The sequence below is a fragment of the Bacillus sp. XT-2 genome, assembly GCF_025696525.1.
GTDB lineage: Bacteria > Bacillota > Bacilli > Bacillales > Bacillaceae > Bacillus > Bacillus halotolerans.
This window is the reverse complement of the sequence record NZ_JAHVOC010000005.1, coordinates 20,314-47,201: the sequence shown is the minus strand read 5'-3', so window position 1 is coordinate 47,201 and position 26,888 is coordinate 20,314. Positions and strand designations below refer to the sequence as shown.

General features: G+C 42.2%; 31 protein-coding genes and 1 pseudogene. 19 read left to right on the top strand and 13 right to left on the bottom strand.

What is annotated here, in order from left to right:
• The first annotated feature begins 280 nt into the window (after nucleotides 1–280).
• A complete protein-coding gene (locus KXD37_RS14230; protein ID WP_263463627.1) occupies nucleotides 281–1,054 on the top strand; it encodes a Cof-type HAD-IIB family hydrolase in 774 nt (257 codons plus the stop codon).
• A 41-nt stretch (nucleotides 1,055–1,095) separates the two neighbouring features.
• On the opposite strand, the gene def is transcribed toward KXD37_RS14230, so the two are convergent.
• Both def and KXD37_RS14220 read right to left on the bottom strand, forming a co-directional pair.
• On the bottom strand, nucleotides 1,096–1,650 hold the full coding sequence (gene def / locus KXD37_RS14225) for a peptide deformylase (protein ID WP_044156028.1): 555 nt from the start codon (nucleotides 1,648–1,650) through the stop codon (nucleotides 1,096–1,098).
• 109 nt (nucleotides 1,651–1,759) lie between these two features.
• A complete protein-coding gene (locus KXD37_RS14220; protein ID WP_024121259.1) occupies nucleotides 1,760–1,915 on the bottom strand; it encodes a YjcZ family sporulation protein in 156 nt (51 codons plus the stop codon).
• Nucleotides 1,916–2,133: 218 nt separating this feature from the next.
• On the opposite strand from KXD37_RS14220, the gene KXD37_RS14215 reads away from it, so the two are divergent.
• From KXD37_RS14215 to lpdA, 5 genes are all read left to right on the top strand, one after another.
• On the top strand, nucleotides 2,134–2,805 hold the full coding sequence (locus KXD37_RS14215; protein WP_106020366.1) for a YkyA family protein: 672 nt from the start codon (nucleotides 2,134–2,136) through the stop codon (nucleotides 2,803–2,805).
• A gap of 408 nt (nucleotides 2,806–3,213) precedes the next feature.
• Nucleotides 3,214–4,329, top strand: a complete 1,116-nt coding sequence (gene pdhA / locus KXD37_RS14210) for a pyruvate dehydrogenase (acetyl-transferring) E1 component subunit alpha (protein WP_024121261.1) — start codon at nucleotides 3,214–3,216, stop codon at nucleotides 4,327–4,329.
• A 3-nt stretch (nucleotides 4,330–4,332) separates the two neighbouring features.
• Entirely contained in the window at nucleotides 4,333–5,310 is a 978-nt protein-coding gene (gene pdhB / locus KXD37_RS14205) for a pyruvate dehydrogenase complex E1 component subunit beta (protein WP_014113660.1), read from the top strand.
• 114 nt (nucleotides 5,311–5,424) lie between these two features.
• Entirely contained in the window at nucleotides 5,425–6,753 is a 1,329-nt protein-coding gene (gene pdhC / locus KXD37_RS14200) for a pyruvate dehydrogenase complex dihydrolipoyllysine-residue acetyltransferase (protein WP_024121262.1), read from the top strand.
• A gap of 4 nt (nucleotides 6,754–6,757) precedes the next feature.
• The gene (gene lpdA / locus KXD37_RS14195; RefSeq protein WP_024121263.1) at nucleotides 6,758–8,170 is read left to right on the top strand and encodes a dihydrolipoyl dehydrogenase; all 1,413 of its coding nucleotides are present in this window, start codon (nucleotides 6,758–6,760) and stop codon (nucleotides 8,168–8,170) included.
• Nucleotides 8,171–8,215: 45 nt separating this feature from the next.
• Here the strand turns inward: lpdA and slp are convergent, their stop codons facing one another.
• Nucleotides 8,216–8,590 carry a peptidoglycan-associated lipoprotein Slp gene (slp, locus tag KXD37_RS14190; protein WP_024121264.1) on the bottom strand — a complete coding sequence of 125 codons (375 nt, stop codon included), beginning with the start codon at nucleotides 8,588–8,590 and terminating at the stop codon, nucleotides 8,216–8,218.
• A 431-nt stretch (nucleotides 8,591–9,021) separates the two neighbouring features.
• Between slp and KXD37_RS14185 the strand changes: the two genes are divergently transcribed.
• Entirely contained in the window at nucleotides 9,022–9,141 is a 120-nt protein-coding gene (locus KXD37_RS14185) for a GapA-binding peptide SR1P (protein WP_010334106.1), read from the top strand.
• 36 nt (nucleotides 9,142–9,177) lie between these two features.
• On the opposite strand, the gene speA is transcribed toward KXD37_RS14185, so the two are convergent.
• Entirely contained in the window at nucleotides 9,178–10,650 is a 1,473-nt protein-coding gene (gene speA, locus KXD37_RS14180; RefSeq protein WP_024121265.1) for an arginine decarboxylase, read from the bottom strand.
• Between the two features lie 185 nt (nucleotides 10,651–10,835).
• On the opposite strand from speA, the gene KXD37_RS14175 reads away from it, so the two are divergent.
• The gene (locus KXD37_RS14175) at nucleotides 10,836–11,102 is read left to right on the top strand and encodes a UPF0223 family protein (protein ID WP_024121266.1); all 267 of its coding nucleotides are present in this window, start codon (nucleotides 10,836–10,838) and stop codon (nucleotides 11,100–11,102) included.
• A gap of 36 nt (nucleotides 11,103–11,138) precedes the next feature.
• Here KXD37_RS14175 and KXD37_RS14170 read toward each other — a convergent pair whose 3' ends face one another.
• Nucleotides 11,139–11,777, bottom strand: coding sequence for a YktB family protein (locus tag KXD37_RS14170; RefSeq protein ID WP_263463626.1), 639 nt, complete (start codon nucleotides 11,775–11,777; stop codon nucleotides 11,139–11,141).
• 238 nt (nucleotides 11,778–12,015) lie between these two features.
• On the opposite strand from KXD37_RS14170, the gene KXD37_RS14165 reads away from it, so the two are divergent.
• From KXD37_RS14165 to KXD37_RS14155, 3 genes are all read left to right on the top strand, one after another.
• Entirely contained in the window at nucleotides 12,016–12,204 is a 189-nt protein-coding gene (locus tag KXD37_RS14165; RefSeq protein WP_010334110.1) for a hypothetical protein, read from the top strand.
• A gap of 137 nt (nucleotides 12,205–12,341) precedes the next feature.
• A complete protein-coding gene (gene suhB, locus KXD37_RS14160) occupies nucleotides 12,342–13,139 on the top strand; it encodes an inositol-1-monophosphatase (RefSeq protein ID WP_024121268.1) in 798 nt (265 codons plus the stop codon).
• Nucleotides 13,126–13,581: a GNAT family N-acetyltransferase gene (locus KXD37_RS14155; RefSeq protein ID WP_151174996.1), complete on the top strand. Its 456-nt coding sequence runs from the start codon at nucleotides 13,126–13,128 to the stop codon at nucleotides 13,579–13,581. The genes suhB and KXD37_RS14155 overlap by 14 nt, the downstream gene beginning before the upstream one ends.
• Nucleotides 13,582–13,679: 98 nt before the next feature.
• On the opposite strand, the gene KXD37_RS14150 is transcribed toward KXD37_RS14155, so the two are convergent.
• From KXD37_RS14150 to KXD37_RS14140, 3 genes are all read right to left on the bottom strand, one after another.
• Complete coding sequence (locus tag KXD37_RS14150) at nucleotides 13,680–14,594, bottom strand: class I SAM-dependent methyltransferase (protein WP_254518219.1); 915 nt, start codon at nucleotides 14,592–14,594, stop codon at nucleotides 13,680–13,682.
• A gap of 232 nt (nucleotides 14,595–14,826) precedes the next feature.
• Nucleotides 14,827–14,925, bottom strand: coding sequence for a hypothetical protein (locus KXD37_RS14145; protein ID WP_232350979.1), 99 nt, complete (start codon nucleotides 14,923–14,925; stop codon nucleotides 14,827–14,829).
• Nucleotides 14,926–15,263: 338 nt separating this feature from the next.
• Nucleotides 15,264–16,829, bottom strand: coding sequence for a M4 family metallopeptidase (locus KXD37_RS14140; RefSeq protein WP_095714832.1), 1,566 nt, complete (start codon nucleotides 16,827–16,829; stop codon nucleotides 15,264–15,266).
• A 349-nt stretch (nucleotides 16,830–17,178) separates the two neighbouring features.
• On the opposite strand from KXD37_RS14140, the pseudogene KXD37_RS14135 reads away from it, so the two are divergent.
• Together KXD37_RS14135 and KXD37_RS14130 are read left to right on the top strand one after the other, a co-directional pair.
• A pseudogene (locus KXD37_RS14135) lies at nucleotides 17,179–17,367 on the top strand (sigma factor-like helix-turn-helix DNA-binding protein); the annotation flags it as partial.
• Nucleotides 17,364–17,657, top strand: a complete 294-nt coding sequence (locus tag KXD37_RS14130) for a zf-HC2 domain-containing protein (protein WP_095714831.1) — start codon at nucleotides 17,364–17,366, stop codon at nucleotides 17,655–17,657. The pseudogene KXD37_RS14135 and the gene KXD37_RS14130, both read left to right, overlap by 4 nt.
• Before the next feature lie 44 nt (nucleotides 17,658–17,701).
• Here KXD37_RS14130 and KXD37_RS14125 read toward each other — a convergent pair whose 3' ends face one another.
• Together KXD37_RS14125 and KXD37_RS14120 are read right to left on the bottom strand one after the other, a co-directional pair.
• Entirely contained in the window at nucleotides 17,702–18,307 is a 606-nt protein-coding gene (locus KXD37_RS14125) for a hypothetical protein (RefSeq protein WP_106020363.1), read from the bottom strand.
• A 272-nt stretch (nucleotides 18,308–18,579) separates the two neighbouring features.
• Nucleotides 18,580–18,768, bottom strand: coding sequence for a YlaF family protein (locus KXD37_RS14120; protein ID WP_010334117.1), 189 nt, complete (start codon nucleotides 18,766–18,768; stop codon nucleotides 18,580–18,582).
• A gap of 111 nt (nucleotides 18,769–18,879) precedes the next feature.
• Between KXD37_RS14120 and typA the strand changes: the two genes are divergently transcribed.
• Together typA and KXD37_RS14110 are read left to right on the top strand one after the other, a co-directional pair.
• The gene (gene typA, locus KXD37_RS14115) at nucleotides 18,880–20,718 is read left to right on the top strand and encodes a translational GTPase TypA (protein WP_010334118.1); all 1,839 of its coding nucleotides are present in this window, start codon (nucleotides 18,880–18,882) and stop codon (nucleotides 20,716–20,718) included.
• 55 nt (nucleotides 20,719–20,773) lie between these two features.
• The gene (locus KXD37_RS14110) at nucleotides 20,774–21,091 is read left to right on the top strand and encodes a YlaH-like family protein (RefSeq protein ID WP_024121276.1); all 318 of its coding nucleotides are present in this window, start codon (nucleotides 20,774–20,776) and stop codon (nucleotides 21,089–21,091) included.
• A gap of 55 nt (nucleotides 21,092–21,146) precedes the next feature.
• Here the strand turns inward: KXD37_RS14110 and KXD37_RS14105 are convergent, their stop codons facing one another.
• Together KXD37_RS14105 and KXD37_RS14100 are read right to left on the bottom strand one after the other, a co-directional pair.
• Nucleotides 21,147–21,356, bottom strand: a complete 210-nt coding sequence (locus KXD37_RS14105) for a YlaI family protein (RefSeq protein WP_081638297.1) — start codon at nucleotides 21,354–21,356, stop codon at nucleotides 21,147–21,149.
• 86 nt (nucleotides 21,357–21,442) lie between these two features.
• Nucleotides 21,443–22,072 (bottom strand): YhcN/YlaJ family sporulation lipoprotein, encoded by a 630-nt coding sequence (locus tag KXD37_RS14100; protein WP_101865171.1) that lies wholly within the window; start codon nucleotides 22,070–22,072, stop codon nucleotides 21,443–21,445.
• Between the two features lie 157 nt (nucleotides 22,073–22,229).
• On the opposite strand from KXD37_RS14100, the gene KXD37_RS14095 reads away from it, so the two are divergent.
• A complete protein-coding gene (locus KXD37_RS14095; RefSeq protein ID WP_255004423.1) occupies nucleotides 22,230–23,558 on the top strand; it encodes a PhoH family protein in 1,329 nt (442 codons plus the stop codon).
• A 4-nt stretch (nucleotides 23,559–23,562) separates the two neighbouring features.
• On the opposite strand, the gene KXD37_RS14090 is transcribed toward KXD37_RS14095, so the two are convergent.
• A complete protein-coding gene (locus KXD37_RS14090; RefSeq protein WP_103671640.1) occupies nucleotides 23,563–24,048 on the bottom strand; it encodes a hypothetical protein in 486 nt (161 codons plus the stop codon).
• Between the two features lie 103 nt (nucleotides 24,049–24,151).
• Here KXD37_RS14090 and glsA point away from each other — a divergent pair, with 103 nt between their 5' ends.
• The 3 genes from glsA (at nucleotide 24,152) to KXD37_RS14075 (ending at nucleotide 26,874) form a co-directional block, all read left to right on the top strand.
• Entirely contained in the window at nucleotides 24,152–25,081 is a 930-nt protein-coding gene (glsA, locus tag KXD37_RS14085) for a glutaminase A (protein ID WP_106020362.1), read from the top strand.
• Nucleotides 25,082–25,178: 97 nt separating this feature from the next.
• The gene (locus tag KXD37_RS14080; protein WP_003221339.1) at nucleotides 25,179–25,460 is read left to right on the top strand and encodes a YlaN family protein; all 282 of its coding nucleotides are present in this window, start codon (nucleotides 25,179–25,181) and stop codon (nucleotides 25,458–25,460) included.
• 202 nt (nucleotides 25,461–25,662) lie between these two features.
• On the top strand, nucleotides 25,663–26,874 hold the full coding sequence (locus KXD37_RS14075; protein WP_106020361.1) for an FtsW/RodA/SpoVE family cell cycle protein: 1,212 nt from the start codon (nucleotides 25,663–25,665) through the stop codon (nucleotides 26,872–26,874).
• The last annotated feature ends 14 nt before the right edge of the window (nucleotides 26,875–26,888 follow it).

Below are 26,888 nucleotides of genomic sequence, written 5' to 3'. Positions count from 1 at the left end.
AGGGACAGATCCCTTATCAGGCAATGGCTCTCCTGCGGAGCATTCCGTTCCATTGTCTTCTGAGTTTCTTTTTTAACTTCCGAAGCATAACGCGGTCCCTCCTTCGATTGATACTTGTCCAAGGCTGTTTTATACAAATAGTATACGGAGTTTAGCACGGACTTTTCGTGGATATTAATGGAATTTTATTTTGTTTTTGAGGGAAATAGTTTGCTGAACTGAAATCTTTTTGTATGATGAGTGTGGGAATTGCAGATTTAGACGATAAAGGGGAATAACGATGGACTCAAAATTAATTTTTTTCGATATTGACGGCACGATATATGATCACGACAAAAAGATACCGGAAAGCACAAGAAAAACGGTAGCGGAGCTTCAAAGGCAGGGGCACCATGTGTTTATCGCCAGCGGGCGGTCCCCGTTTCTGGTGAAGCCGATTTTAGAGGAGTTAGGCATTCACTCATTTATTTCCTACAACGGTCAGTATGTCGTCTTTGAAAATGAAGTGATTTATAAGAATCCGCTGCCTGAAGAGGCAATCAGAAAATTGTTAAAGCAGGCGGGAGAAGGAAGCCACCCGGTTGTGTTTATGGCTGAAGATACAATGAAAGCGACTGTTGCTGACCATCCTCATGTCTTGGAGGGAATCGGCAGCCTGAAAACCGACTATCCTGAAACCGATGACCTCTTTTATGAAGGAAAAGAAATTTTTCAGCTTCTGTTGTTTTGCCAGGATGAAGAAGAAAAAATTTATGGGGCTTTTCCAGAATTCGATCTTGTACGCTGGCATGAGCTTTCGACTGATGTGCTGCCGCGCGGCGGATCAAAGGCGGAGGGGATTAAAAAAGTAATCGAGCGCCTTCCGTTTGATATCAGCGATACATATGCCTTCGGTGACGGATTAAATGATCTGCAAATGATTCAGTTTGTCGGAACAGGCGTTGCCATGGGGAATGCCGTTCCTGAATTAAAAGAAGTTGCGGATTTTGTAACAAAGCCTGTAGACGAGGATGGAATTGCTTATGCTGTCAAAGAATTAGGCCTGCTAAAATAAAAAAGCGGCTGGCACTTATAGTGTCAGCCGCATATTTTCTTTTAGCGGTCAATCGCCATCGCGTTTTCAGGTTCTTTAAATGGATTTTCTTTATCGATATGATCATAAAACATAACGCCATTTAAATGGTCGATTTCATGCTGAAATACAATCGCCGGAAATCCTTTTAAACGAATGTCTATTTGTTCTCCCTCCAGTGTTGTTCCTTTCACTCTGATACGAGCGTAGCGCGGAACATAGCCGGGAATTGCCTCATCAACTGACAGGCAGCCTTCACCGCTTGTTAAATAGCTTCTTTCAACGGAATGGCTGACGATCTTCGGGTTAAACAATGCATAGCTGTATAACTTCCCGGAAGCATCTTCTGCATGGACTGCGATCATCCGTTTATTAATATTAATTTGAGGTGCCGCAAGTCCTACGCCGGGGCGCAGATTGTATTTTTCAGCTAATTCCGGATTTTGGCTGTTTTTTACGAATTCAATCATATCTGCCAGCTGCTGTTTTTCTTCTTCTGTGGCAGGCAGCCCGACAGGCTCTGCTGTCTCTCTTAAGGCAGGGTGGCCGTCGCGCACGATGTTTTCCATAGTAATCAAGAAACTTCACTCCTAAAGCTTAATATGTAAATTATATCGGATTTCTTCGTAAAGGTGCAACGAAACGAATGACCAGCCGTAAATGGCTGGTCAGTGTTTTACTGTGTAATTAGCAACAGCCTCCGCCTAAATAAGCAGCTCCAACAATGATTAACAGAATGAATAAAACAACGATTAACGCAAATGTGCGGCCATATCCTGCTCCGCCATATCCGTAACCATAACTGCAGCAGCCTCCGCCGTAACCATATCCATAACCGTACATGAACATAACCTCCTCTTTTAATTACGCCAGAGCCTTGTAGTAGGCATAGCGTCTACAATAACCTATGTAAAAACAAAAAAGTTGTATGGTCATCTGTCCTGATTTTTGACGATTTAGATTTGATTTTTTGCTCAGCAAGCCATGCGATAACCACCTGGCTATTGTCAAATATCTCTATGGATTCTATAGTAGAAATTGTCAAGATTGGGGGATTTAACGTGAAAGACGGAATAAAACGGCGCCACGGTGTGAAAATCGGAGCCTTTTGCGCTGTGACTTTACTATTAACAGGGTGCGTGGGACAGGATCCGCTGGATTCACTTCATGACTCATTAGAAAAAGTCGCTGATCTAGAAAAACCGTTTCAAGAAGAACAGAAAACGCTCGAGGAATTAGAGAAAAAAGAACATGCTCTCTACAATGATGTCATCAAGCTCAATATGGATGATTATAAAAAAATCGTTTCATTATCAGACGAAGCGCTTGAGAATGTAAATAAACGCGAAGAACATCTGAAGCTTGAAAATGAGAGCATCGAAAAATCCGAATCAGAATTTGAGGAAGCCAAAACATCCGCAGAAAATATTAAGGATAAACACATCAAGGCAAAGGCCGAGACTGCGGCAGATCATATGAAAAAAAGATATGCTGCATACAGCTCTATGTCTGAAGAATATGAAAAAGCCATTAAACTTGATAAAAAACTGTATAAGCTGCTGAAAGACAAAGACTTGACGCTGGATAAGCTTGATCAGCAGATCGAAAAAGCGAATGCTTCTTATAAAAAAGTCCTTAAACAAAGCGGCGAATTTGATGTGCAAACGGAGAAATATAATAAAGCCCGCGAAGATTTATATGACGCCGCAGGCTATCATATAAAAAAGAGCTGACTATGATCAGCTCTTTTTTAAAATTCTATTCAAAATTTAAATTTCTATTGTAGTACAGTGTGATAGGTTATACTAGTACAGTTTGAGGTACAGGCTGCATCTGTTTTTTTATAGAAAATGTAAAGCGAATACATTTATTGAAAATCAGCGATGAAAACGATTGACGGTTCTTCTTTATATGGTGTAAACTAATCCATGTTAAGCGGTGTTGTATTAGTTTTTTACAACTTCGAAATAATACAGTTCAAAGCAGAGTGTAACTATCCTACATAAATGGTTTCGGCAAACTGGGGATCGGCTAAAATATATACGACTTACTGCTGATACTTTAGGGTACCCTAAGTTTGTATGTATAAAAGGAATGCACGTCTAATGACTGTTTAAAAGAAAGGAAGAGGTGACTTTAGTATGGCTGCAAAAACGAAAAAAGTAATCGTTGATAGTAAGAAGCAATTTGATGCCATTAAAAAGCAGTTCGAAACGTTCCAAATTTTAAATGAAAAGGGAGAAGTCGTGAATGAAGCGGCGATGCCTGATTTAACTGATGATCAATTGAAAGAGCTTATGCGCCGCATGGTATTTACGCGTGTGCTTGATCAGCGCTCTATCTCATTAAACCGTCAAGGACGTCTCGGATTCTACGCTCCTACTGCGGGCCAAGAAGCTTCTCAGATTGCTACACATTTCGCGCTTGAAAAAGAAGACTTCGTTCTTCCGGGATACCGTGATGTGCCTCAGTTAATCTGGCACGGCCTTCCATTATATCAAGCGTTCCTGTTCTCTCGCGGACATTTCCGAGGAAACCAAATGCCTGATGATGTGAATGCCCTTTCTCCACAAATCATTATCGGTGCTCAATACATTCAAACGGCCGGTGTTGCGCTAGGTCTTAAAAAACGCGGTAAGAAAGCTGTCGCAATCACTTATACTGGTGACGGCGGAGCTTCACAAGGGGACTTCTACGAAGGAATTAACTTTGCCGGCGCTTATAAAGCACCTGCGATCTTCGTTGTACAAAACAACCGCTACGCGATTTCAACTCCAGTTGAAAAACAATCTGCAGCAGGCACAATTGCACAAAAAGCAGTAGCTGCCGGTATTGTGGGTGTACAAGTAGACGGAATGGATCCGCTTGCTGTATACGCTGCAACTGCTGAAGCACGCGAACGCGCGATTAACGGCGAAGGCCCGACACTGATTGAAACACTGACATTCCGTTATGGCCCGCACACAATGGCTGGTGACGATCCGACTAAATATCGCACAAAAGAAATCGAAAACGAGTGGGAGCAAAAAGATCCGCTTGTACGCTTCCGTGCGTTCCTTGAAAACAAAGGCCTATGGTCTGAAGAAGAAGAAACAAAAGTAATCGAGGATGCAAAAGAAGAAATTAAGCAGGCGATCAAAAAAGCGGATGCTGAGCCTAAGCAAAAAGTAACTGATTTAATGAAAATCATGTTTGAAAAAATGCCTCATAACCTTGAGGAGCAATTTGAAATTTATACACAGAAGGAGTCGAAGTAAGCCATGGCGCAAATGACAATGATTCAAGCAATCACGGATGCGTTACGCACAGAACTGAAAAATGACGAAAATGTCTTAGTTTTCGGAGAAGACGTTGGTGTTAACGGCGGCGTATTCCGTGCGACAGAAGGATTGCAAAAAGAATTCGGTGAAGACCGTGTGTTTGACACGCCACTTGCTGAATCTGGTATCGGCGGTCTTGCCCTTGGTTTAGGCTTAAACGGCTTCCGTCCGGTAATGGAAATCCAATTCTTTGGATTTGTTTACGAAGTAATGGATTCAGTTTCTGGCCAAATGGCTCGTATGCGTTACCGTTCTGGCGGACGCTGGACTTCACCTGTAACCATTCGTTCTCCGTTCGGCGGCGGTGTTCATACTCCTGAGCTTCACGCTGACAGCTTAGAAGGTCTTGTTGCACAACAGCCTGGTATCAAAGTTGTTATTCCATCAACTCCTTACGATGCCAAAGGACTTTTGATTTCTGCGATCAGAGACAACGATCCTGTTGTTTTCTTAGAGCACATGAAGCTTTACCGTTCTTTCCGTCAGGAAGTTCCTGAAGAAGAATACACAATTGAGCTTGGCAAAGCTGACGTAAAACGTGAAGGTACTGACCTTTCAATCATCACTTACGGCGCAATGGTTCATGAATCATTAAAAGCTGCCGAGGAGCTTGAAAAAGACGGCATTTCTGCTGAAGTTGTCGACCTTCGCACTGTAAGCCCGCTTGACATTGATACAATCATCGCATCTGTAGAAAAAACAGGACGCGCGATTGTTGTTCAAGAGGCACAAAAACAAGCCGGTATTGCTGCAAACGTAGTAGCAGAAATTAATGACCGTGCGATCTTGAGCTTGGAAGCACCTGTACTTCGCGTGGCTGCGCCTGATACAGTATTTCCTTTCTCTCAAGCGGAGAGCGTATGGCTTCCAAACCATAAAGATGTTCTTGAAACAGCAAGAAAAGTACTTGAATTTTAATCAAACTGCATAATCGAGAGGGAAGATGAACGTTTTCCCTCTATTATATATCTGTTTTCAATGCTTACGTTGTAAACTTTAAAATTGCTTAATCAAACTAGGAGGTCGAGAACTGTGGCATTTGAATTTAAACTTCCAGATATCGGGGAAGGTATCCACGAAGGCGAAATCGTAAAATGGTTTGTCAAGCCTAACGATGAGGTTGACGAAGATGATGTACTGGCGGAAGTCCAAAATGATAAAGCAGTAGTAGAAATTCCTTCACCTGTTAAAGGAAAAGTATTAGAATTAAAAGTTGAAGAGGGAACGGTTGCAACTGTTGGACAAACGATCATTACGTTTGATGCACCTGGTTACGAAGACCTTCAATTTAAAGGCAGCGATGAGTCTGGCGACGCAAAAACTGAAGCACAAGTTCAGTCTACTGGTGAAGCTGGACAAGATGTTGCGAAAGAAGAGCGTGCTGAAGAGCCTGCTAAAGAAACTGGTGCAGGACAGCAGGATCAAGCTGAAGTTGACCCGAACAAACGCGTGATCGCTATGCCTTCTGTACGTAAATACGCTCGTGAAAAAGGCGTAGATATCCGTAAAGTAACAGGTTCAGGCAACAACGGACGTGTTGTGAAAGAAGATATCGACAGCTTTGTAAACGGAGGAGCGCAAGAAGCTGCGCCGCAAGAAACGGCTGCACCTCAAGAAACAGCTGCTAAACCGGCTGCTGCACCGGCTCCAGAGGGTGAATTCCCAGAAACTCGCGAAAAAATGAGTGGTATCCGTAAAGCAATTGCAAAAGCGATGGTTAACTCTAAACATACTGCTCCTCATGTAACACTAATGGACGAAGTGGACGTAACAAACCTTGTTGCACATCGTAAACAGTTCAAACAGGTTGCTGCTGATCAAGGCATCAAGCTGACATACTTGCCTTACGTTGTAAAAGCTCTTACATCTGCACTGAAAAAATTCCCTGTTTTAAACACGTCAATTGACGATAAAACAGATGAAGTAATCCAAAAACATTACTTCAACATCGGTATTGCTGCTGACACTGAAAAAGGCTTGCTTGTGCCAGTTGTAAAAAATGCAGACCGTAAAGCGATCTTTGAAATTTCTGATGAGATCAACAGCCTTGCAACAAAAGCTCGTGAAGGCAAGCTTGCTCCAGCTGAAATGAAAGGCGCATCTTGCACAATTACAAACATCGGTTCAGCCGGCGGACAATGGTTCACTCCGGTTATCAACCATCCAGAAGTTGCGATTCTTGGTATCGGACGCATTGCAGAAAAAGCGATTGTTCGTGATGGCGAAATCGTAGCAGCTCCAGTCTTAGCTCTTTCTCTCAGCTTCGACCACCGTATGATCGACGGAGCGACTGCGCAAAATGCACTAAATCACATCAAGCGTTTACTGAACGATCCACAATTAATTTTAATGGAGGCGTAATGTTATGGTAGTAGGAGATTTCCCTATTGAAACAGATACTCTTGTAATTGGTGCGGGACCTGGCGGCTATGTAGCTGCCATCCGCGCTGCACAGCTTGGACAAAAAGTAACAGTCGTTGAAAAAGCAACTCTTGGAGGCGTTTGTCTGAACGTTGGATGTATCCCTTCAAAAGCGCTGATCAATGCTGGCCACCGTTATGAGAATGCTAAGCATTCTGATGACATGGGAATCACTGCTGAGAACGTAACAGTTGATTTCACAAAAGTTCAAGAGTGGAAAACTTCTGTTGTTAACAAGCTTACTGGCGGTGTAGCAGGTCTTCTTAAAGGCAACAAAGTAGATGTAGTAAAAGGCGAAGCTTACTTTGTAGACAGCAATTCAGTTCGTGTAATGGATGAGAATTCTGCTCAAACATACACGTTCAAAAACGCAATCATTGCGACTGGTTCTCGTCCTATCGAATTGCCAAACTTCAAATATACTGATCGTGTCCTAAATTCAACAGGTGCTTTGGCTCTTAAAGAAATTCCTAAAAAGCTTGTTGTTATCGGCGGCGGATACATCGGAACTGAGCTTGGAACTGCGTATGCAAACTTCGGAACTGAGCTTGTTATTCTTGAAGGCGGAGATGAAATTCTTCCAGGCTTCGAAAAACAAATGAGTTCCCTTGTAACTCGCAGACTGAAGAAAAAAGGCAACGTTGAAATCCATACAAACGCGATGGCTAAAGGCGTTGAAGAAAAAGCTGACGGCGTAACAGTCACTTTCGAAGTAAAAGGTGAAGAAAAAACTGTTGATGCTGATTACGTACTGATTACTGTCGGACGCCGTCCAAATACTGATGAGCTTGGTCTTGAGCAAGTCGGTATTGAAATGACTGACCGCGGTGTTATCAAAACTGACAAACAGTGCCGCACGAACGTACCTAACATCTATGCAATCGGTGATATCATTGAAGGACCGCCGCTTGCTCACAAAGCATCTTACGAAGGTAAGATTGCTGCAGAAGCGATCGCTGGAGAGCCTGCAGAAATCGATTACCTTGGTATTCCTGCGGTTGTCTTCTCTGAGCCTGAGCTTGCATCAGTCGGTTACACTGAAGCACAAGCGAAAGAAGAAGGCCTTGACATTGTTGCTGCTAAATTCCCATTTGCAGCAAACGGCCGCGCGCTTTCTCTTAACGAAACTGACGGCTTCATGAAGCTGATCACTCGTAAAGAGGATGGCCTTGTAATCGGTGCGCAAATCGCCGGCGCAAGCGCTTCTGACATGATTTCTGAATTAAGTTTAGCTATCGAAGGCGGCATGACTGCTGAAGATATTGCTATGACAATTCATGCACATCCAACATTGGGTGAAATCACAATGGAAGCTGCTGAAGTGGCAATCGGAAGCCCGATTCACATCGTAAAATAATAGAGATGACATAAAAAACAGCCCCGTAAGCGGGGGCTGTTTTATTTATTTAGACAGTACATGCTGTAATGGTTTAATGATGTCTTCTTTCTTTTTCACACATCCCTCTATTTTCACAACGACATGCCGCTGATCAACTACCATGAGAGTAGGGACGGTTTCGATTTCATCTTCCCAGCCTTTTCTGTTATCGTATACCTTCATTTTATCTATTTGATCAGGATAATCCTTTTCTAAATCTAGCAGAGCATCATAATATGACGCCTCTTGATCAATTTGATTTTCATCAGAAAAAAATAGGATTTGAGTATGATGAATGCTGTCAATTCGGCTTTTTTTTATTGGATTGATTGTGGAAAGGGTGCAGCCCGATAAAGCAAATACTATCATCAGTATGGGAAATACCGCGCGATATCGCATCTATCTTCTCCTCTGTATAAACCATAGTAAACTAGTTTTAGTTTATCACGAGTAACCGCGTCATCTGCTTCTTGTTACCTAATTGTTATATAATTGAAACCGTTTTTAAAGAGAGATAACATCTCTTTAAACCGAATACTCTGAACGCACACATTATTCATCGCGAATCATTTGCAATTTCGTTACACTATTCAAAAAAAGTTCGCGAAAACATGAAATCACAATGTCTTTTCAGCATAAGTATCGAATGAAAGCGTTTGTTAAGAAGATGATAATTCATGGAACCGAAAAGAAAAAACATGTTACATTAAAAGTTTTTGAAATAAATGTGTTATACAGTTTGTTGTTGACATTTTAAATGTGACATATTAATATAATACCAACAAAAGAAATTAAGCGTTTTCAAAATTAAAAGAAATGGGGAATGAGAGATGGGTACGATTGTTTGCCAAGATTGTAACGAAGCCATTCATTACTTCGAGGATGAGAAGGTTACAACGTTATACGGAACATGCTGCGGACAATGTCAGTGTCCTCTTGATGAAGAGTAAGAAAAAGCATGCGGCTTAGCCGCATGCTTTTTGTATTTATTGAATAGCTTTTTGCTCTTTTATGACTCGAATCATGCTCAAAGTAGAATCCTCCGGTCCTTGAACTGGAAGTCCGGCATCAATGTTTTTGAAGATGTAGCTGATGTTTTCTTCTGTAATAATCTCGCCCGGGATAAAGATAGGAATTCCAGGAGGATACACCATCACAAATTCAGCGATAATCCGTCCTGCTGCTTCTTTTAATGGAACAACTTCTGTATTTGCATAGAAAGCGTCACGCGGCGTCATCGCCAGTAATGGGATTTCTGGAAGCAGTACCTTTGTCTGTTTATGCGTAACATCATTTGCTGACATTTGACGCGCTATCTCTTTTAAAGCTTCCACAAGGCGATCTGCATCGTTCTGGCTGTCACCAGGTGTGAAGATACACAAAATGTTGTACAGATCTGAAAGCTCTACTTCAATATTAAAGGATTCCCGCAGCCACTTCTCGACATCATGTCCTGTGAGCCCCAGGTTTTTAACTGAAATAATTAATTTTGTCGGGTCATAATTGTAAGCGGCTTTAGAACCGATAATTTCAGAGCCGACACAGTAAATACCGTCAATTTGGTTCAGACGTTCTCTCGTCTGATTAGCAAGCTTCAACGTTTCTTCAGCAAGCTGATAGCCCTCTGTCGCAAGCCGTTTTCTGGCGACGTCCAAAGAGGCTAGAAGCAAATAAGAAGTAGACGTGGTTGTCAGCATGCTGAGTATCGATTGCACTCTGTCTTTAGAAACAAGGCCTTCTCTCATGTTTAGAATAGAGCTCTGTGTCAGTGATCCGCCTAGTTTATGCACACTTGTCGCAGCCATGTCTGCACCTGCCTGCATCGCTGAAAGCGGAAATTGGTCGTGAAAATGAATATGAACGCCGTGTGCTTCATCGACCAGAACCGGCACATCAAAGGAGTGGGCTAGTTCTACAATGCTTTTTAAATCAGCAGCTACTCCGAAATATGTCGGGTTGATCACAAGAAGCCCTTTGGCATCAGGATGTTCATTCAGCGCCCGTTTAGCGGATTCAAGTGTAATGCCGTGAGAGATGCCCAGTTCATTGTCAATTTCAGGATGAATAAAGATTGGGACGGCTCCGGAAAATACAATAGCTGACATAATGGATTTGTGCACATTTCTTGGAATGATGATTTTATCTCCAGGTCCGCAGACAGCCATCACCATTGTCATGATTGCGCCGCTTGTTCCCTGAACAGAAAAAAAGGTGTGATCCGCGCCGAAAGCTTCGGCAGCCAAATCCTGCGCTTCTTTAATGATGCCTTTAGGCGCATGCAGGTCATCTAATGGTTCAATATTAATCAAATCTATACTTAACGCGTTTTCACCGATAAATTGTCTGAACTCTGGATCCATTCCTGCCCCTTTTTTATGGCCGGGAATGTGGAATTGAACAGGCTGTCTGCTTGCGTGCTTTTTCAGGCCTGTGTATAAGGGTGTTTCATGTTGCGACAATTGTTTTCCCACCTTTGTAGTAATACCTATGCATATTAGTGTGTATTAAAATCAGTTTCTCAACCGTTTTTTAGACGTAAAACAAATGAATTATATTATGAACTTGAAAGAATGTAAAGAACAATTTATGATCAAATGAAGATGCTTTTTGTAAAAGGAAAGCGAATCTATAAGGAGTGAAGAAAATGGAATACCAATATCCGATGAATGAAGATTGGACAACCGAAGAAGCAGTGGATGTGATTGCATTTTTCCAGCAGGTTGAGCTGGCTTATGAAAAGGGAGCCGACCGTGAAGAGCTGCTTAAGACGTATCGGCGATTCAAAGAAATTGTGCCGGGAAAAGCAGAAGAAAAAAAGCTGTGCGGCGAGTTTGAGGAACAAAGTACATACTCTCCTTATCGTACGGTCAAGCAGGCGAAGGAATCTGACCAGGCAAAGATTAAGATGTAAAAGGAAAAGAGCCGGATGAAAGGTCCCGGCTCTTTTTTATGCTTGTGATACTTTTTGGGTTAAGCGGTACAGAAATGCAAGCTGCTGGAAGGCATCATCGATTCGCTGAAGGAATTCTTGGTTATTCATATTCAGCACCTCTTCTTTTTGAAGCTGAATGCCGCATAACAGCTCGGCTTTCTTTATTGTCTGCAACCGTTCAAACAATGTCTTGAGCTGTTCCTTGCCCATTTCTGACTGCTTATGGACCCCTGGTTTTGTGTGATCCGCAGACCAAACAAAGCTGTCTGGAATGTGATTTGTAATGCTGTCTTGATTCGCTTCAAGCAATTTGCCGTATTCTTCTTTTATAGGGGACTCATAAATGATCGCGAACCATACAAAAACATGGCTCTCCCACAAGCCGATTTGAAAATGCGGCAGTTTTTTATAGCCTCTTTTGCTGTTTGCGAATGCCACCCAGCTGTCTGCAGGAGGGTTGACTGATCTCCTTGCATGCTTGGCCACATGGGGAAACATTTCATCTCCGGTTAAAGCGGATAATGTCGGGGCAAAGTGCTCGCCTAAAGCAGTCAGCTTCGGACGAACCCGCTCTTTTAACACCTCCATGCGTGGGTCTAAGCCGTCTATTGTAAATGTGTTAAAGTCTTCTTCAGTAAAACGCATTTGTGTCATGATTTTCCTCCTTCATGCTAAGTATACATATTTTATCACAGTTAGAACGCGCAGCAAAAAGATGAGCACGCGTTTGAAGAGAGGGGGAATGTGGTAATAAACGAATAGGTAAACACACAATTTTCAGAATCATGTTACAGGTAAATAGAAGAATCATAGGATATAAGAAGTATCATTGTTGAATGGCAAAATGGGATGCTTTTTTAAAACAAATGATCTCTGGAAGGGGCGAAAGACAATGAGGCAAGTTGTGAAAGAGGGATTTAGGGAAGAGAAAAACAACCGTGTAGCTGTCTGGAGACTAGAGGTTGATTATGAATTGGCAACCCTTTATGAGGCAATGCAAAAGGAAAATGACGAACAAATTGAGCTAAGCAAAAACAAACTTGAACGTCTCAGAAAAGAATGGATTCGCCTCAACGGGTAAAAAGCTATAGTAAAAACGAACCGCGTGAATGGTTCGTTTTTACGTGAGAAGGCATATTTTTCATTTTCCTTGCTTTTTCACCGCCGTTATCAGTATCCTATAAAATAAAGGTCTACATAGAAAAGAGGTACGCATGAATGACAAATTGGACGGAAATTGATGAGACTGCAAAGAAATGGATAAAAGAAGCAGGCGCAAGAATTAAACAGTCGATGCACGAAAGTCTGACAATTGAAACAAAATCAAATCCGAATGATTTAGTCACCAATATTGACAAGGAAACGGAAAAGTTTTTTATTGACCGCATCCAAGAAACCTTTCCGGGGCATCGCATACTCGGAGAAGAAGGACAAGGAGACGAACTTCACTCGTTGGAAGGTGTCGTCTGGATTATCGATCCGATTGACGGCACGATGAATTTTGTGCACCAGCAAAGAAATTTTGCAATCTCAATCGGTATTTTTGAAAATGGAATTGGCAAAATCGGTTTAATTTACGATGTGGTGCATGATGAACTGTATCACGCGTTTAGCGGTAAAGGTGCTTATATGAATGAAACGAAGCTGTCTCCTTTAAAGGAAACCGTTATTGAAGAAGCGATTCTAGCCATTAATGCGACATGGGTGACGGAAAACAGAAGAATTGACCCGGGTGTGCTGGCACCGCTTGTGAAAAGGGTGAGAGGAACACGCTCTTATGGCTCTGCCGCTCTAGAACTGGCAAACGTCGCTGCGGGAAGAATTGACGCTTACATTACGATGCGGCTTGCTCCTTGGGATTACGCAGCCGGCTGTGTGCTGTTAAACGAAGTAGGGGGCATTTATACAACGACTGAAGGGGAACCGTTCACTTTTTTAGAAAATCACTGTGTGCTGGCCGGAAACCCATCTATACATAAAACAATATTTGAAGAGTATCTTCATGCTGAAAAATAGACCATTTGAACAGGATGACCTCAGTTGGTTAGAGGAAATTGCGGAGGCTCATCCTGTTTGGAAAAAGGAAGAGTTTGGGGAAAAAGATGCAGAAAGCTATATGATCTCCTATTCGATGTATAACGGATCATGGCTTGTTTGGGAAAAAGACGGTTTGCCTGTTGCCGTCAGCTATCATCTCGAATGGGCTCCTTCCAACGGAAAGCCATGGCTGGGAACAGTGCTGGTTGATCCTGTTGAAGAAAGAAAGGGACATGCTAGGAAGATCATTGAACAGATCGGCCAATCGCTTCAAGACAAACATAGAGCACTATTTACAGCGGTTCCGATTGACCGGAATGAATGGATACTGTTTTTGAGCCAATGCGGCTTTGAACAGCTCAAGACGGAGAAAGATGAGGCAGATAAGCCGTACATAATCATGGTAAAGCCTTTAGTTTAAGCTGCCGTATATATGACGGCAGCTTATTTTCATGCGCAAAAAACCTCCCAATCCTTCACCGTCGATTGAGAGGCGAGCCTGGTGAAGAACCAGGGGGGTTATTTTTTTACGGCATGTATATAATGAATGGTTTCAAACGCTGACAAATAATCCGTTCGTTTCTTGAAGAAAAGGTCATTGATTTCGGCTGGTGTTACATGTTCATAGATGAGTAAACCAGCTGAATCTAATGCTTTTTCGATTTCAAGATAAGTAAAACACGATTTCATCGGTTCACCGCTTGCTGAAGCCATTTTCACCATATGTTCAACTCTATTAGACTTTCCTTTTGTTTCAAAGAGCGTTTCGTCTGCGTAATCAAAAACGATAGAGCTTCCGGAGGGGACATGGGCAAATAATTGGTTAAGCAGGCTTTTATTCTCTTCTTTCGTCAAATAATAAGAAACGCCTAAAAGGCTGAAGAACGTTTTTTGGTTATCAAAGCCTTCATTTAAGAGAGGCTGATATGAAAACGTTTTGGTAAAGTCCATAGGAACCAAATGAAGATTCGCTGGAATAGTAAGCCTTGCATCATCCAGTCTTTTCTTTTTCAATTGCTGTGTAGCCGGGTAATCAATTTCAAATATGTCTAAGCTGTCTTCCAGCTCTGGATGCCGGAAGCAGAATGTATCTAACCCGGCGCCAAGAATGACATACTGTTTTGCTCCCAGCACCACTTCGTTGCGAAATACTTTCTCACAATATGCTGCTCGAGCTAAGGGCGTAGGGGAAAGCTGGACTTGTGTAATCCACTTTAGTATCTCTTCTGGGTCATCTTGAAACTTTCGGGCAATATCTTTATTGAAAAACTGTATGCATTGTATCATATTTTGACTAATGTCGGAAAACTCTTTTTCAGAAATAAGGTGTTTGGCGATATAATCGTCAAAAATTTTAGGTGTATCATATTGACTGTGATAGGCTCGGCTAAATGCTGATATTAAAGCTGTTAAACTGGACTCATTTTCCCTCATACCATGTCCTCCTGATAAACAAAAATAAGATTCCCCTGGCCAGGAGAACCTTATTATACACACAAATATACTAATAGTAAATTATAGCATAAATAAAAAATTTTGTCAATGTATTTGAGGTTGGAAGAGTAAGATTCTTCTATTCAATTTTTGGCTGTTTAAATGGGAATGAAAGAATGTTTTTACAATACGAAGTGTATGGTCTTGGGTAAACCGATATGTCCGGCACCTTTTACTTTATACATAACTCATCATGACCTGCTTTTGTAAGTGCCCTGTATAAATCAGCGCTATGCTTATACAGAACAACGTCATCCTGATCACCGCACATAATGAGAAGCGGAGTCGCCTCGCGATGAACATAAGCGGCTTGGGCCTAGCTCTAGAACCTGAAGTTTATTTGTTCGGGTCCAGCAGTCGGGATGAGAGTTTTCATGAGTGTGGAAAAGCTCACCTTCTTCAACAATCTCTTTTGACATCGATGAAGCCCGATTTTTTTAACAATCGGCTGATTTGGCGGATAATGACCGAGTTTGTATTTACACTGTCTGCGATTTGTTCAGAGGCAAGGTGGTCATATGTACGGCTATCATGAAACAGCTGCTGATTTTTAAACAAACTTGAAAATCAAGAAAAAGCCTGAGATATCTCAGGCTTTTCATTTAGAAATTACAAACCGACGGCTTTCCAGGCTGCTTCAACTTTTGCGGCATCAGTTGAGCCATAAAGGTCACGGGCAGACTGAATGAGGGCGGCCTTCGCATCTTTGAAAGTGGAATAAGGGGTAAGGTACGTTGTTAACGCACGGTAATAAATCTGCTGTGATTTAGATATGCCTAGGCTTGTAATGGTATTATAAGCGGCTTTGTTTGGAATTCCGCTGTTTATGTGTACACCGCCGTAATCGCCTTCATCTGTATTCGGAAGGTTTTGATAGTTGGCGTAATTGTCAGGCTGGTCATATTTTGTCGGATTGGACAAACTGCGGAGAGCCGGCTGGCTGACCGTAATGTCTTCACCGATATCCCAGTCTTCTGTATCAGTGAAATAACCGAATACATCAGAGAACGACTCGTTTAATGCCCCAGGCTGGTTTTCATAGACAAGGTTGGCTGTTTCTTGAGTGACACCGTGTGTCATTTCATGCGCCGTCACATCCAATGAGCCGGAAAGCGGGGAGAAGAAGGAGCCGTCTCCATCACCGTAAATCATTTGATCCCCTGTCCAAGCGGCGTTATTATAACGGCTGCCGTAGTGAACAGAAGAAACGATTTTACTGCCTTTGTTGTCATAGCTGTTTCGTTTAAACGTAGAGTAAAAATAATCGTACACTTTACCCAGGTTATAGTGGGCATCTACAGCTGCGCGCTGTGATGAAGTTGTGAATTTATTTGTTGTGCTTGAGACAAGTGTTCCCGGAAGGCGGCTTTGTCTGTTTTGTAAATCATACGTGATAATTTGAGTGCCGGTTGGTTTTGACAGATCTCTTAAAACATATTTGCCGCTTTCATAAGAAATATTCAGAGGAACTGTTGCGCCTTTTAGTGTTGTCCCTGATCCTGTTGCGGCTGCATGTTCTACTTTATTTTGCTGTTTTAAAATGGTGCCTGATTCGGCATCCACTAAAACTTCCCAGTTAGCAGGTTCAGGTTCGATATAGCGAATCGTGACATCGTAAGCCAGACGATAGCCGCCGTCCTCTGTTTCTACCGCTTTTAACTCTGCTTTATCGCTGTTTTTTGCGCTTCCGTTAGAAACGGCGTCAGGTGATTTGCCAATGGCTTTAAAAGCGAGTGCCAGTGCTTTGTCAGAGGATACCTTTTGGCTGTTTTCTGTTTTTGAAGCAGACTGATTGTGCAATTCTCCATTGATCGCATAGACATTGTCAGATTTATCGACGTGAACGATCACTTGCGAATCTTTAATAGGCACTCCGTTAATGACAGGCACATATCGAAAGTGCTTGTACCCAAGAGCGTCAGTTGTGCTTTCCACAAGTTTCAGTCTTTTGGCGGGATCGCCTTTAAACACTTTGCTGTTCTTTTTCAAAAACTGTTTGACAGCTTTGTCATTTGGAGCAGAGAGCTCTGTTTGTGCAATGGCGCTTTTAGGGAGAAAGTTTGTTTGATTCTCCTTAAGCTGGTCATTCTCAGCAGCCTGAACACCCGGAAGGCCGATTGATAAACTCATAAACGAAGCAGCGACAACGACGGACAATTTCTTACCTAAACCCACAATAAATCCCCCTTTTTGAAAATACTGAAAAATCTTTATATTGTTATATTAAACGAGCAATCTGGTATTCTCAACAAAAACTAACATAACTAGACAAAATTGATAGAATTGTCCTGTGTTTATTTTTGTTGAATAATATCAAGATGAGTCAAGTGTCATGTGATGGATAAATTGCAAGAGTTATGTCGTCTTTATATCGAAGGGGGGAGATGAGAAATTTTTGGTTTTTATTGAAACTTTATAACAAGCGGCTTGTCTAACCGGATGAGGCCTTAATAAGAAGTAAAGGATTGTTGTTCGTGTTTGATTTATTCAGTCATTATGTATTGCATTTTGAACAGATATACTGCAAGAGCTCCTGCAGCTAAAGGATCAGCACCAATCCGTTTTGATTTTAAGAGAATTTCAAGAGCTTTCTTATGAGGAAATCGCCGAAATCTTAGGCTGGAGCCTTTCGAAAGTGAAAACCACTCTTCACCGGGCTAGATTAGAGCTCAAGAAAAACATGACGAAAAGAAGAGAGGAGGAGCGGATATGATCTGCTTTCTAGTAAGAGACCTTCTCCCTCTGTATATTGAAGGTGATTGCAAAAAAGAAACGGAAAACTTCATTGAAAAGCATATGAACACCTGCCGCAGCTGCAGAGAAATGTTTGAACAGATGTCTGAGCCTTTTGAGTTTAAAGATGAACAGCCCCCTCAAGATGCTTTTCTGCCTGAAGAAGAAATCCGTTTTAAACAAAGATACTATGGTTTGCTGATTATTAAAGCAGCCTTCTGGTTTGGAGCTGTGTTTGCTGTGATGCTGATCATCAAACTGCTGATATAAAGGAAAAGCGCTTGCCGGATTTACGGACAAGCGCTTTTCTTACATTAAGCTTGCGGATGAAGCATTTGGTAGATGGCTGCAAGCTGTTCTTGAGACAGTGCACCGAAGAGCTTTTCATAAAAATCAGCCTGCTCCGGTGTCGCACCAGCTTCTAAAGCTGCATCTTTATCAAAGCTGTACGCTCCATCTTCTGAAACAATGGATGCCTGCAGAATATGAATTTTAAGGGAAACAGCGGCGAAAAATTGGTCAAGCGCGAGTGCTTCTTTTTCTGTGAAGCCGAGCTCAACAGCTTTTTCTGTATCAAATTTGTAGCTGCCGTCTTCAACATACACACATTGTGAAACAATATCGAAGAATTCAGATGTCGATTCCCACAATTTTGCAATGATTTGAGCCTCTTCTTGTGTCATTCCTAACTCGACAGCTTTTTCACTGTCAAAATAATAAACCCCGCCTTTTTCATATATACATTGATTTAATAAATCGAAAAATGTATTCAGGTCTTCATTTGTGATTGTCTCCTGCAAAGCAGGTGTGCTGTGACTAACTGTTTTTGCGCTTGCGGCATCGGGTCCGAAAGTAAGCAGGGTGGCTGAGGTCAGTGCGGCAGTTGTAAGTATGGCTTTTTTTACAAATGGTTTCTTCATGTTTCGTCTCTCCCTTTTGTGAATTGTGGTACAAATCCCATTATAGGGAGAGGCTGGTGTGAGGAAAATAGGCTTTATGGTAGTTTGTGTATATCAATGTCGAACCACTTTTGTTTGGTTAAAAGTGTCATATTTAGAACGATTGTCCATGAATGGATGTTGTTTTGCTTCTTCCCGCCTAGGAAACAGGGGAGATAAGCCTTACGCAACGAAAAAACACCGCATTCATTTGCGGTGTTTTTGATTACAATGTCTTTAGCAAGGATAAGCTTTTAATCGAGTAATCCTTGCTCACGCATTTTCTTTTTTAACGTAAATCCGCTTCCCATAACGGCGCAAACGAGCACAATGCTGGCGATAATGCCCCACGCGCTTTTTTCGGCGATAAAGACGCCGATCAGCATTATGCTGAAAACCGCTGCAAATGCAAATAATAATAAAAGCCAATTCATTTTTTTCATATTTCCATCCCCTTTTACGTCTTATAATAAGTTTACAGAAAAACGTGACGCTTTTAAAGAGGATGTGTGGTATAATATGAAAGTTATCTAATTTTTTTAGGAGATGAAAAAGTGAAACTTCGAAATGATCTTCGCAACATCGCGATTATTGCCCACGTTGACCATGGGAAAACGACTCTAGTCGATCAGCTTTTACACCAGGCTGGTACATTCCGTGCCAACGAACAAGTTGCTGAACGCGCAATGGACTCAAACGATCTTGAACGCGAACGCGGCATTACAATTTTGGCGAAAAATACTGCGATTAACTATAAAGATACACGCATCAATATTTTGGATACCCCTGGACACGCAGACTTTGGGGGAGAGGTAGAACGGATTATGAAAATGGTTGACGGCGTACTGCTTGTCGTTGACGCATATGAAGGCTGCATGCCTCAAACTCGCTTCGTTCTGAAGAAAGCTCTTGAGCAAAACTTGAACCCGGTTGTTGTTGTGAACAAAATCGACCGTGATTTCGCACGTCCTGAAGAAGTTATCGATGAGGTTCTTGACCTGTTCATCGAGCTTGACGCAAATGAAGAACAGCTCGAATTCCCGGTGGTATATGCTTCCGCGATTAATGGAACAGCGAGCCTTGACCCTAAGCAGCAAGATGAAAACATGGAAGCTTTATATGAAACGATTATTAAGCATGTTCCGGCACCTGTTGAGAATGCAGATGAGCCGCTTCAATTCCAAGTTGCACTTCTTGATTATAACGACTATGTAGGCCGTATCGGAATCGGACGTGTTTTCCGCGGTACGATGAAAGTCGGTCAGCAGGTTTCTCTTATGAAGCTTGACGGTACAGCTAAATCATTCCGTGTGACAAAAATCTTTGGTTTCCAAGGCTTAAAACGGGTGGAAATTGAAGAAGCAAAAGCGGGAGACCTCGTTGCGGTTTCCGGTATGGAAGATATCAACGTCGGTGAAACAGTCTGTCCTGTTGAGCATCAAGAACCGCTTCCGGTGCTTCGCATTGATGAACCGACACTTCAAATGACATTTGTCGTGAATAACAGCCCGTTTGCCGGCCGTGAAGGGAAATATGTAACAGCCCGTAAAATTGAAGAGCGCCTTCAGTCACAGCTGCAGACTGATGTCAGCTTGCGTGTCGAGCCTACAGCTTCTCCAGATGCTTGGGTGGTTTCCGGCCGCGGTGAGCTTCACCTGTCTATTTTAATTGAAAACATGCGCCGTGAAGGCTATGAGCTTCAAGTGTCAAAACCTGAAGTCATCATCAAAGAAATTGACGGTGTACGCTGTGAGCCTGTCGAGCGCGTGCAAATTGATGTTCCGGAAGAGCATACAGGCTCTGTAATGGAATCAATGGGAGCGCGTAAAGGTGAAATGATCGATATGATTAACAACGGTAACGGCCAAGTCCGTTTAATCTTTACAGTGCCTTCCCGCGGATTGATCGGTTACTCAACAGAGTTCCTGTCATTAACACGCGGCTTCGGTATCCTGAACCATACGTTTGACAGTTACCAGCCGATGCAGGCGGGCCAAGTCGGCGGACGCCGTCAAGGTGTGCTTGTGTCAATGGAAAACGGAAAAGCGACATCTTACGGAATTCAAGGGATTGAAGACCGCGGTGTGATCTTTGTTGAACCTGGTACTGAAGTTTATGAAGGAATGATTGTCGGAGAGCATAACCGTGACAACGACCTTGTTGTCAATGTCAGCAAAATGAAACAGCAGACAAACGTCCGCTCTGCAACAAAAGATCAAACAACAACAATTAAAAAAGCGCGCATCATGTCTCTTGAAGAATCTTTAGAGTACTTAAACGAAGATGAATACTGCGAAGTAACGCCTGAATCCATCCGTTTAAGAAAGAAAATCCTTAATAAAAACGAACGTGAAAAAGCGGCTAAAAAGAAAAAAACAGCAGGATTGTCTTAATCCCTTGCAGAATTTGAAAAGATAGAACCCGTACGCTGCAGGGGAGGGAATCTTTTTGAATGACGTAAGCGAACGCCTGTCGTTCTTCGCCGCTCTATATCAAGTGGACCGGCAGCCAGCAGCAGGCATGTGGCTGCTGTATGGCACCATTTTTGTTTTAGCTGTTATTGTGTTTAAGCTTGGATTTGCAAAACGGCTTCCGGTATTAAAATCAGCAGTGGTGTACTTATTTCTGGCTTTAGGCTGCACTGTTTTGACTTTTCTCGGTGTATTTTTGCCTGTGGCAGAGGGATTGGTCGTCGCTGCATTGATTTTAATCATTTACAAAATTCGGCTGTATCAGTCGAAAAAGGAACAGTCGGCAAAATCATGAAAAAGACTCAGCATCTCGCTGAGTCTTTTTTTATTCTGTATGAATAGCTGCCGCTTTATTTTTTAACTTTTTCTTTCTTCTGCTGTCCCGGGTGAAATGTGAACTTTCCGGTTTTCAGCCGTTCTTCTGTTTTTTTGGCAATTCGGTCATGGCATTCCTGGCACATATATGTATGGATCGGACGGTTTCTCAGCCGTTTCGCGATCAGGGTTTCATCATCAATTGTTTCAATTTTATCGCAAATGGAACATTGGACCCTCATCATATCACCTCTTTCACTCTAATATGCATTATATCATGGATCAGATGCTGTCCAAAATAAGAAAAAGCTAAAGCCGCAAGGGCTGTAGCTTAATCATTATTGTTCTTTTTCATATGATGATCAGATTGATCGTTTTGTTCCGTTTCCATTTCCTTCTCTTGCTTTCTGTTTAATTGATCGTTTTGCTGCTTGGTTTGCGGTTCATCTTCATCGTCAATCACATCGTTAGGCACTTCCGGAAGCACCCGGCCGACAATCGCGGCCAGTTCATCTAAAATCCCCGTAACAGGACGGCCTTCACTGATCTCTCTTCCCATTTCATTGAGACGGCTGACGGTATCAGGATCAGCAACCACTACTGCATTGGCGCCGTGCCGATCATTTTTTAAAGCCTGTGCCACAGAGTATTTGATGGTTTCGACTTTGCTTCTATCCAGATTATCGTCGACGTCAATTCCTACTACAGCATATCCTCCAAGCACAATAGCTGTCGCATCCTTGACATCCGGCACTTTTTCAGCAACGCCGACAAGATGTTTGGCAATATCAGTTCTAGTTCCATTGTCTTTTGTTTCCTGAGATGTGTCCTTTACGTGAATCGGTTTTGTTTCCTGCTGTCTCGTTGATTCTTTTTCAATATTTTGCTCCTGTCTTCCCTGTTGAACAGCGCATGCGGACAAAATGAGTGTGAGCTGTATGATAATGAAAAGAATTCGCACTTGCGGTTTCCCTCCTTGAAATGCATTCATTAATTTTATTGTTGAATTAACCTTCTATCTTTATTCACAAAAACATATATTTTAGCAGGCGTTCACCTTTTTCATCGTAAGAGAAGCAGGAAGAACTTTGACCACCCTTATATCAGGAGGCTGAGACTTGAGTAAAATTTATGTGTTAGATACGAATGTGTTATTACAGGATCCTAACGCTATTTTTTCTTTTGAAGAAAATGAAGTTGTCATCCCTGCTGTCGTTTTAGAAGAGGTTGATTCCAAGAAACGATATATGGACGAAGTTGGGAGGAATGCGAGGCACGTATCTAAGCTGATAGACGCGCTAAGACTGAAGGGGAGGCTGCATGAGAAGGTTCCGCTTGATACGGGGGGAACGCTGCGAATTGAATTGAACCACCGTTCCTTTCACCAGCTTCAAGAAATCTTTATCGAAAAAACGAATGATAATCGTATATTAGCCGTTGCTAAAAACTTAAGCCTTGAAGAAGAGACGAAGGAAGACGGCAGGCCTGTGATCCTTGTCAGCAAGGATGTATTAGTCAGAGTCAAAGCGGATGCCATCGGCCTTCTTGCTGAAGATTTCTTAAATGACAGGGTTGTGGACAATGATGAAATGTACAGCGGTTATAAGGATTTATATATTAACCAGCAGTTATTTAGCTCTTTTTACGGAAAAAATCAAATTTCAGTTCAGGATATAAAGCAGCATGCATTTTACCCAAACCAGTTCGCGTTAATGAAGGATGAATTAGGAGGATCGTCCTCAGCTGTCGGTATTGCGGATAAAACGGGTAAGGTCTTAAAAAGGCTTGTGTTTGATGATGAACACGTTTGGGGAATCAGACCGAGGAATGTTCAGCAGACCATGGCGTTAGAGCTTTTGCTGCGAGAAGATATTCCGCTGGTGACGCTGATCGGAAAAGCCGGAACCGGGAAAACATTGCTTGCTTTGGCAGCAGGGCTATTACAGACAGAAGATTTAGGGATATATAAAAAGCTGGTCGTGGCAAGGCCGATTGTACCTGTGGGCAAGGATATCGGATACTTGCCGGGTGAAAAAGAGGAGAAGCTAAAGCCTTGGATGCAGCCGATTTTTGATAACTTGGAGTTTCTGTTTAATGCCAAGAAACCGGGAGAGCTCGAGGCGATTTTGGCAGGGATCGGTTCAATCCAAGTAGAGGCGCTGACTTATATCAGAGGGAGAAGCATTCCCGATCAATTTATTATTATTGATGAGGCGCAAAATTTGACCAGGCATGAAGTGAAAACACTTCTTACAAGAGTGGGAGAAGGCAGTAAAATTGTCTTAATGGGCGATCCTGAACAGATTGATCACCCATATTTAGACAGTCTGAATAATGGTCTGGCATATGTTGTTGAGCGGTTTAAAGGACAACCTATCTCCGGCAGTGTGAAGCTTTTAAAAGGTGAGAGATCCGGGCTTGCCCAGCTTGCCGCTGACTTGCTGTGACGATTTAAATGATGTCGATCTCTTTTATATTGGTGATTGGCTGTTCGTGATCAACTGGATCTTCAAAATAAATATGAACTGGGCCGCCTTCCTGAATCGGCTTGCCTGCCTGGCTGAAATGGACAATACTGTTCAGCGCGGTTTCAAGAGGAACAGCGGCTTTACCGGAACTTGTAATAAATACACATTGTGATGCAGAGCTGAGCGGCTCGGCATTTTTCAGCACATTTCCCAATTTCATTGCGAAGCTGCCGTTCATCAGTTTTTGTTTCTCAAATTGTTTTTCCGTCTTTAATGTAGGCGGCGCAATCCGTCCTTCTCTAATAACACGTTCAGTGTCAAGGCCAGATTCATTCTCAGCCGTATGAAAATTGATTTCTTGGCCGTCCCCTTTACGGTCAAAGGAAAATTTGCGATCATCAAAAATCCATACGCTAGGATCAATCGTAATCGGATATGTAACATTGCCTTTTACTTGTATAACGCTCATGGTATAACCCCCTTCTCTCAAAATTATAAAAGTTTTCGCATGAATTGTCACTTTGTGTAACAAATTATATGTATTGAGATGCTCAGGGAGCGAGGGTGGTCGCATGGTATGCCGGCATAATGACGAGCTGGAAGCGTTAGTGAAAGAAGCGAAAAAGGTGACAGGCAAGGGAGCGGTGGCCAGCTATATTCCCGCTTTAGCAAAAGCTGATCAGCACGATCTTTCAGTAGCGATTTATTATTCAAATAATACTTGTCTGTCAGCGGGTGACGTAGAAAAAACATTTACTCTTCAAAGTATATCGAAAGTGCTCTCGCTTGCCCTTGTGTTAATGGAATACGGCAAGGACAGAGTCTTCAGTTATGTCGGACAGGAGCCGACCGGTGATCCGTTTAATTCAATCATTAAGCTTGAAACCGTGAATCCGAGCAAACCGCTAAATCCTATGATAAATGCCGGAGCATTGGTTGTCACCAGCTTGTTGAAAGGACAAACGTCTAAAGAGAGACTCGATTATCTGCTTTCTTTCATCAGAAAATTGACAAACAACCAAGGCATCACCTACTGCCGGGACGTAGCTGAGTCTGAATACAGCACATCTATGATTAATCGGGCGATGTGTTATTATATGAAGCAGTACGGGATTTTTGAGGATGATGTGGAAGCAGTAATGGATTTATATACGAAGCAATGTGCGATTGAGATGAACAGTCTTGATTTAGCAAAAATCGGGGCTGTGTTTGCGCTCAACGGCAGGCACCCGGAAACAGGAGAACAAGTCATTTCGAATGATGTCGCGAGAATTTGCAAGACGTTTATGGTCACCTGCGGAATGTATAATGCAAGCGGTGAATTTGCGATTAAGGTCGGAATTCCTGCGAAAAGCGGAGTATCAGGAGGGATTATGGGCATTTCACCCTATGATTTTGGCATCGGCATTTTCGGCCCGGCTTTGGATGAAAAAGGGAACAGCATTGCAGGTGTAAAGCTTTTGAAAATAATGTCTGAAACGTACAAGCTGAGTATTTTTTAATTTATGTCATCTGTTTAAATCCTCTTGCATTTTCTGCTGATACCCTTTATGATAAATAGAAGAATTAGGTACTCGCCTGGGGAACGGAGGGATACTTTTGGCTTCAGAGATGATAGTCGACCATCGGCAAAAAGCTTTTGAGCTACTGAAAGTTGACGCTGAGAAGATTTTGAAGCTGATCCGAGTACAAATGGATAACTTAACGATGCCTCAATGTCCTCTATATGAAGAGGTATTAGATACTCAAATGTTCGGACTTTCGAGGGAAATCGATTTTGCTGTCCGCCTGGGATTGGTTGACGAAAAAGATGGAAAAGACCTTTTATACACATTAGAACGCGAATTGTCTGCTTTGCACGACGCGTTTACAGGTAAATAAATGATAAAACTCAAACTAATTAACAGTTTGGGTTTTTTTATAACCGCTTGCTTTTTTCACCGTTAATGACGGTCTCTTTTTGTGCATTTCATCCGAATCGTATAGAGAATCTTCGTGTCGTTTGATAAATTGTAGTAAAATAAAAAATATAAATACATAAAAACCATAGGTAATGGAAGTTGGAAGCAGGGAAGAGGATGTTATGTTAAAAAAAATGCTAAAATCTTATGATTACTCACTGATATTCGCAATTGTTTTACTATGCGGATTCGGTTTAGTGATGGTGTACAGCTCAAGTATGATTACGGCTGTTTCTCGGTATGGGGTGAGCAGTAATTATTTTTTCATGCGGCAGCTGTTTGCTTTAATTGCAGGAGGAATCCTTTTTATTGTTATGGCCGTGTTTCCTTACAAAGCACTGGCTCATCAAAAGTTTCAAAAGGTAATGCTGCTTGCTTCTGTGTTTGCGCTTATCTCACTGTTTGTATTCGGGCATGTTGCCGGAAATGCGCAAAGCTGGTTTAAAATCGGCGGAATGAGTATCCAGCCGGGTGAATTTGTCAAGCTGGTGGTCATTTTATATCTAGCAGCTGTATATGCAAAAAAACAAAGCTATATTGATCACCTGTTAACGGGAGTTGCGCCTCCTGTGGTGATGACGGTTATTATTTGCGGTTTAATTGCCATGCAGCCTGATTTTGGTACAGCGATGATTATCGCCATAATCGCAACGTGTATGATTTTGTGCTCTGGTTTCAGCGGAAAGACGCTGGCAAGGCTTGTTTTGCTGGGCGGAATTGTTTTAATCCTGGTCAGCCCGCTTATTTATTTAAATAAGGATGACATTTTAACTAAAGGGCGTTTAGCTCGTTTTGAGAGTCTGGAAGATCCCTTTAAATATGCGGATTCATCTGGTTTGCAAGTGATCAATTCTTATTATGCGATTGGGTCGGGCGGTATATTCGGTCTCGGACTCGGTGAAAGTATCCAAAAATACGGGTATCTTCCAGAATCCCATACTGACTTTATCATGGCCGTTATTGCTGAAGAACTTGGCATTTTTGGGGTATTGTTTGTTGTTTTCCTGCTGGGCTTTATCGTATTAAAAGGTTTCTATATTGCGAGAAAATGCGAGGACCCGTTTGGAAGTCTTCTGGCAATCGGCATTTCTAGCATGATTGCCGTACAATCGTTTATTAACCTTGGCGGTGTCAGCGGGCTAATTCCGATTACGGGTGTTACGCTGCCATTTATCAGCTACGGAGGCTCTTCTTTACTTCTATTATTGGGAAGCATGGGGATATTAATCAATATCAGCATGTTTGTGAAATATTCAGAGAATAAGAAAAAGAGAGAGTCCTTGGCGCCAAAGGGAATGAAAAAGAAGCAGCTTGAAAAAACTGTTTATCTGTAAAAAACAAGTGTGTA

Excerpts from the sequence above, each read along its gene's own strand:
- KXD37_RS14075 (WP_106020361.1), top strand. The coding sequence starts at position 25,663 with ATGTTAAAAAAAATGCTAAAATCTTATGATTACTCACTGATATTCGCA.
- KXD37_RS14155 (WP_151174996.1), top strand. The coding sequence starts at position 13,126 with ATGCTGAAAAATAGACCATTTGAACAGGATGACCTCAGTTGGTTAGAG.
- glsA (WP_106020362.1), top strand. The coding sequence starts at position 24,152 with ATGGTATGCCGGCATAATGACGAGCTGGAAGCGTTAGTGAAAGAAGCG.
- KXD37_RS14185 (WP_010334106.1), top strand. The coding sequence starts at position 9,022 with ATGGGTACGATTGTTTGCCAAGATTGTAACGAAGCCATTCATTACTTC.
- KXD37_RS14120 (WP_010334117.1), bottom strand. The coding sequence starts at position 18,768 with ATGAAAAAAATGAATTGGCTTTTATTATTATTTGCATTTGCAGCGGTT.
- KXD37_RS14165 (WP_010334110.1), top strand. The coding sequence starts at position 12,016 with ATGAGGCAAGTTGTGAAAGAGGGATTTAGGGAAGAGAAAAACAACCGT.
- KXD37_RS14220 (WP_024121259.1), bottom strand. The coding sequence starts at position 1,915 with ATGTACGGTTATGGATATGGTTACGGCGGAGGCTGCTGCAGTTATGGT.
- KXD37_RS14105 (WP_081638297.1), bottom strand. The coding sequence starts at position 21,356 with ATGATGAGGGTCCAATGTTCCATTTGCGATAAAATTGAAACAATTGAT.
- KXD37_RS14130 (WP_095714831.1), top strand. The coding sequence starts at position 17,364 with ATGATCTGCTTTCTAGTAAGAGACCTTCTCCCTCTGTATATTGAAGGT.
- pdhB (WP_014113660.1), top strand. The coding sequence starts at position 4,333 with ATGGCGCAAATGACAATGATTCAAGCAATCACGGATGCGTTACGCACA.
- KXD37_RS14175 (WP_024121266.1), top strand. The coding sequence starts at position 10,836 with ATGGAATACCAATATCCGATGAATGAAGATTGGACAACCGAAGAAGCA.
- KXD37_RS14145 (WP_232350979.1), bottom strand. The coding sequence starts at position 14,925 with ATGTGCGGTGATCAGGATGACGTTGTTCTGTATAAGCATAGCGCTGAT.
- suhB (WP_024121268.1), top strand. The coding sequence starts at position 12,342 with ATGACAAATTGGACGGAAATTGATGAGACTGCAAAGAAATGGATAAAA.
- lpdA (WP_024121263.1), top strand. The coding sequence starts at position 6,758 with ATGGTAGTAGGAGATTTCCCTATTGAAACAGATACTCTTGTAATTGGT.
- KXD37_RS14170 (WP_263463626.1), bottom strand. The coding sequence starts at position 11,777 with ATGACACAAATGCGTTTTACTGAAGAAGACTTTAACACATTTACAATA.
- KXD37_RS14090 (WP_103671640.1), bottom strand. The coding sequence starts at position 24,048 with ATGAGCGTTATACAAGTAAAAGGCAATGTTACATATCCGATTACGATT.
- KXD37_RS14125 (WP_106020363.1), bottom strand. The coding sequence starts at position 18,307 with ATGAAGAAACCATTTGTAAAAAAAGCCATACTTACAACTGCCGCACTG.
- KXD37_RS14150 (WP_254518219.1), bottom strand. The coding sequence starts at position 14,594 with ATGAGGGAAAATGAGTCCAGTTTAACAGCTTTAATATCAGCATTTAGC.
- KXD37_RS14230 (WP_263463627.1), top strand. The coding sequence starts at position 281 with ATGGACTCAAAATTAATTTTTTTCGATATTGACGGCACGATATATGAT.
- pdhA (WP_024121261.1), top strand. The coding sequence starts at position 3,214 with ATGGCTGCAAAAACGAAAAAAGTAATCGTTGATAGTAAGAAGCAATTT.
- slp (WP_024121264.1), bottom strand. The coding sequence starts at position 8,590 with ATGCGATATCGCGCGGTATTTCCCATACTGATGATAGTATTTGCTTTA.